We start from the raw sequence: 4052 nt of genomic DNA on the forward strand, positions 1-4052 counted from the left end.
ACCTTCGCCCACAGGTGGTTCACCATCCCCGAGCGCTGCACCATCGCCCCCTTGGGACGACCCGTCGACCCCGACGTGAACATCACATACGCCAGATCCAGACCACCACCGACGCCGGGCGGGAGCGCGTGGTCGAGGAGGGAGTCCTCCAGGCAGAGGACGGTGGTGCCACCGGCGAGCGCGCGGGCCTCGGTCTCGTAGGCGCGCCCGGCGAGTACGTAGCGGGCGCCGCTGTCGGTCAGCAAGGAGGCGTTACGGGCCGCCGGAGCCGCCGGGTCCAGCGGCAGATACGCTCCGCCCGCACCCAGCACACCCAGCACACCCGCCACGAACGGCACCCCCGGATCGGCGAGCATCGCCACCACCGACCCCGTGCCGACACCGGCCGCGGACAGACGGGCCGTGAGGCCTCCGGCGCGTGCGACGAGGTCGCCGTAGGTGACGTGGTCGGTGGTGTCGGCCACGGCGACGGTGTCGGGGACGCGGGCCGCGACGGCCCGGACGCGTTCCACGACGCCGAGGCTCTCCTCGGGCAGGGCGGGGTCCCAGGAGCCGAGCACGCCGCCGAGTTCGCCGGGCTGCCCGGGGCGCCCGAGGACGGCCGGGGCGGTGACGTCGACGCGGGCGAGCGGCAGGTCGGCGCCGTCGGCGACGGTCCGCAGGAGGTGGCGGACCATGACGGCGATCCGCTCGACGTCGGCGCCGGTGAACAGGTCGGGCGCGTAGTCGAAGCGCAGGGTCAGGGTGTCGCCGGGGAACACGGCCATGCTGAGCGGGTGGTGGCGGGCGTCCCGGGCCTCGGTGCGCAGCACGCGGGGACCTTCGGTGCCGGCGGCCGGGTCGGTGGCGTCGAGCGGGAAGTTCTCGAAGAGGACGACGGTGTCGAAGACCTCGCCGGTCAGGCCCGCGGCCCGGTGGATCTCGGCGAGCCCGAGGTGCTCGTGCGGCAGCAGTGCCGTCTGCTGGTCCTGGAGGGTGCGCAGCAGTTCGGCGAGAGGGGTGCCGGGGTGCAGCCGGACCCGTACGGGCACGGTGGTGAGGAACATGCCGATCATGGATTCGACGCCGGGAACCTCGGCGGGCCGGCCGGAGGTGACGGCGCCGAAGACGACGTCCTGGCGGCCGGTGAGCCGGCCGAGCAGCAGCGCCCAGCAACCCTGGAGCACGGTGTTGAGGGTCAGCCCGTGGGCGCGGGCCCAGGCGGTGAGGGCCTCGGTCAGCTCGCCGGGCAGCTCGACGCGCAGGGATGCGGGCAGCACCGGAGTGCGGTCGGGGCCGGCGTCCACCAGGAGGGTCGGCCCGTCGAGGCCGGCGAGTGCCTCCCGCCAGGCGGCGCGGGCGGCCTCGCCGTCCTGCCGGGCGAGCCAGGCGAGGTAGGAGCGGTAGGGGACGGGGGCGGGCAGCGCGGTGCCGTCTGCGCCGGTCCGGCCCAGGGTGAACAGTTCCCGCACCAGCAGCGGCATCGACCAGCCGTCGACCAGGATGTGGTGGCTCGTCCAGACGAAGCGGTGGCGTCCCTCGCCGTGGGTGACGAGGGTGAACCGCAGCAGCGGCGGGCGGTCCAGGGCGAAGCGGTGGCCGCGCTCGGCCTCGGTGATCCGGTCGAGTTCGGCGCTCCGCTCCGGTTCCGGCAGGTCACGCAGGTCGATCTCCTGCCAGGGCAGTTCCGCCCGGTCCGGGACGAGCTGCACGGGGGCGCCGGCGGGCCGGGCCCGGAAGGACGCGCGCAGGTTCGGGTGCCGGTCCAGGAGCGCCTGCCCGGCGGCGCGCAGGGTGGCGGGGTCGAGGTCGCCCTCGATCTCCGCGACGATCTGGAGGGTGTAGACGTCGGTGCCGCCGTCGCCCGCCGTGTCGTAGTCGGCGTGGAAGAGCATGCCCTGCTGGAGCGGGGTGAGGGGCAGGACGTCGGCCAGGCGGCTGCCGGTGGCGGCGAGTTCGGCCTCGTACGCCTCGATCTCCTCCTGGTCCACGCCGGCCAGCGGCAGGTCGACGGGGGTGAGGCCGCCCGCCGCGGGTGCGTGCCGGCCGAGCAGTTCCAGGGCGCGGAACCAGGTCTCGGCGAGGTCCCGCACGTCGTCCTCGGCGACCGCGGTCCCGGCCCATGCCCAGTTGGCGATCAGGTGCGGGCCGTCGTGACGGTCCTCGGTCGCCGGGGTGACGTCGATGAGGTGCGGCAGCGGCATGCCGGGGTGGGCTCCGGTGCCGACGACGCCGTCACCGCCGACGGGCTGCCACGGCCGGTCCTCGCGGGCGTCGAAGCGGCCCATGTAATTGAAGCCGATCTGGGGCCGCGGGTGGCGGGCGAGAACGCGGGCGGCGTGCGGGTTGAGGTAGCGAAGCAGGCCGAAGCCGACACCGCGGCCGGGCAGGGCGTGCAGTTGCTCCTTGATGCGCTTCAGGACACCGGCGAGGGCGGGTCCGCCCGCCCACAGCTCCTCCCAGTCGGGGGTGCCGACGTCCAGGCGGACCGGGAAGGCGCTGGTGAACCAGCCGACGGTACGGGAGAGGTCCAGTTCGTCGCCGAGTTGCTCGCGGCCGTGCCCCTCCAGCTCGATCAGGGTCTGCGCGTGCTGGGCGTGGCCCTGCCGGCGGCGCCGGTCCGCGACGGCGAGGGCGAGCCCGGTGAGCAGTACGTCGTTGATCTCGGCGTGGAAGGCGGCGGGCACCTCGGTCAGCAGGGGTGCGGTGGCCGCGGGGCCCAGTTCCAGGCGCAGCGCGCGCTGGGTGCCGTGGACATCGCGGGCGGGGTCCGGGCGGCGGGTGCCCACCAGGGGGTCCGGCCCTGCCAACTGCCGCTGCCAGACGGAGACTTCGCTGCCACGGACCTGGGTGCGGGCCTGTTCGGCGAGGAGCGCGGACCAGGCGCGGTACGACGTGCCGACCGGGTCGAGCGCCGGGGTGCGGCCCTCGGCGAGGGCACGGCAGGCGGCTTCGAGGTCGGGCAGCAGGACGCGCCAGGACACACCGTCCACGACGAGGTGGTGGGCGCACAGCACCAGCCGGCCGGTGTCCGTTCCGGGCGGGGCGGAGAGCAGGACGGCCTGGATCATGACGGCACGGGCGGGGTCGAGCCGGGCCCGGGCCACGGCGGCCTGCCGCTCGGCGCGGGCCGGGCCGCCCGTGCCGTCCGGTTCGGCGGGGACGGCCAGTGGCACACCGGCCAGGGCGCCGGGCGGGAGGACCTCCATGTGCCACAGACCCGGCGCCGGTTCGGTGGCCCGGGTGCGCAGGGCGTCGTGGTGGTCGACGACGGCGTGCAGGGCGGCGTCGAGGAGTGTGGCGTCGAGCCCGGCGGGGACGCTGACGACGATGTGCTGGCTGTACTCGGCCACGGACCCGGTCAGCGTGCCGGTCTCCTCGTGCAGCTGGGCCATGATCGGGGTGAGTTCGTACGGCCCGACCCCGTCGTCCTCGGCCGCCGACGCCGTCCCGGCGGTCCGGTCCGGGCTGCCGGCCGCCCGCGCGAGGGAGGTGACCGTCTTGTGCTCGAAGACGTCGCGGGTGGTCAGGGCGAGTCCGGCGGCGCGGGCCCGGCTGACCAGCTGGATCGACCGGATGCTGTCCCCGCCGAGCGCGAAGAAGTCCTCGTCCACGCCGACCTCGGTGACACCGAGCACCTCGGCGAAGATGTCCGTGAGCACGCGTTCGCGGTCGTCGCCCGCCGCCCGCTTGGTCCGGTGTCCGGTCAGGGCCGGCTGGGGCAGCGCCTTGCGGTCCAGCTTGCCGTTGGGCGTCAGCGGCAGCGCCTCCAGCACCAGCCAGGACGACGGGATCATGTACGCCGGCAGCAGCTGGGCCAGCTCGGCACGGACCCGGGTGGCATCCACCCCCGGGCCGGTGAGGTAGCCGACGAGGCGCGGGTTGCCGGACGCGTCGGGGAGCACCGCGACCGCCGCGTCCGTGACCGCGTCCAGGTTGCGGATGACCGCCTCGATCTCACCCGTCTCGACACGGCGACCACGGATCTTGACCTGGTGGTCGCGCCGCTCGATGAACTCCAGCTGCCCGTCGGGCCGCTGCACCACCCGGTCCCCGGTCCGGTACATCCGCGT

The 4052-nt window shown here is 75.0% G+C and carries 1 protein-coding gene; it reads right to left on the minus strand.

Annotated features, from left to right (window positions below; all coding sequences use genetic code 11):
• Positions 1 to 4052: condensation domain-containing protein (locus tag AB0F03_RS37855; protein ID WP_362001032.1), on the minus strand; the 4052-nt coding region annotated here is incomplete at both ends.

It is taken from the genome of Streptomyces sp. NPDC028722 (assembly GCF_040637655.1).
Classification (GTDB): Bacteria; Actinomycetota; Actinomycetes; order Streptomycetales; family Streptomycetaceae; genus Streptomyces.